This is a genomic window from Vibrio sp. OPT41 (genome assembly GCF_015163595.1).
In the GTDB taxonomy this organism is placed as follows: Bacteria; Pseudomonadota; Gammaproteobacteria; order Enterobacterales; family Vibrionaceae; genus Vibrio; species Vibrio alginolyticus.
The window spans coordinates 1-1,091 of record NZ_JADDYH010000058.1 but is presented as its reverse complement, the minus strand read 5'-3'; the positions used below and the strand labels follow the sequence as shown (position 1 = coordinate 1,091).

General features: G+C 41.6%; 1 pseudogene. It reads right to left on the bottom strand.

What is annotated here, in order from left to right:
• Window positions 1-1,091, bottom strand: a pseudogene (locus IQP38_RS21340) (hypothetical protein); the annotation flags it as partial.

Sequence of the window (1,091 nt, the reverse complement as noted above, 5' to 3'; positions counted from 1 at the left end):
AGACTTCCTAGTCCGGCCATACCACCAACAAATGCTGCGCGGGAGTTAAATTCAGAAACATCGATATCAAGCCCCCCAATTTCTGAGTCAATAGAAGCTTTTGTCATTTTAGGAGCTGCTTCTTGCCATCGCACCAGAAGGGCGTCCACCTCATTTGAGACAACTTTACCGCTAGATTTTAGGTTACTCTCGAGTTTAGAGGTGATCAGTTGGCTGAAATAATTGCCAATTTCTGTTTGAGCTTCTTTCTTGTCATCATAAGTTTCGGTAATAAGCGTTTCCAAACCTTCCGCAGATGAATTGTACTGATAGAAGGTCTTCATATCAGAAAGATCTTTTTTCTTACGGTCAGCACAAGATGCAATAAGTTCCTCGAAATCGGCCTTTATTTTAGAAGCCTGCTTACGAAATCGCGCATCCTGTTCATTGACCTCATTTACACGGTCAACACTTGATTGCTCTTTGTCTTTCAATGATTCAATAGCAACCGCTAGAACCTTATCTGCTTGAGAGTAAATATTCTTGATATTTTGCTCTACGATAGCAGCATGATTCTCATTCAGGTAATCTGCCATTTCATCGACTTGACGGATAAGCGATGTACGATATAACTCATTCTCTCGCCAGAACGGTTGTGTACGAGCAGTCAGTTCCTGAGGTTCTGGTGCTTCATCGATATAACCATCTTCTATCCAATGATTGAAAATTAGCTTATCTAGCTGCTTTTTCACGCGTTTAAACGTCACTTTACCAACCATAGAAACATCATCAGCATTTAGATCGCTATGACAGTGCGATTGGACGAATAATAGATGCTTCAGAGGATTATTTTTATCAACTGGTGGGCGCTGACGGATGATATTTGCTGCAAAGCCCAAATCACTTTCCTTAAAGAAACCAGCGTGCATAGACAAGAATACAACACCATCAGCTAGCTCTACACCACCAAGCGCTTTTTCTGTGTCGCTGTCGTCTTCACTGTTTAGATCCCCAGGAGTATCCATCAACCACACTTTTTTGAGGATAGGCGCATCCATGAACACGATTGCTATGTACGCATCGTTCTCAAATGATTCATCATAATTGTGTAC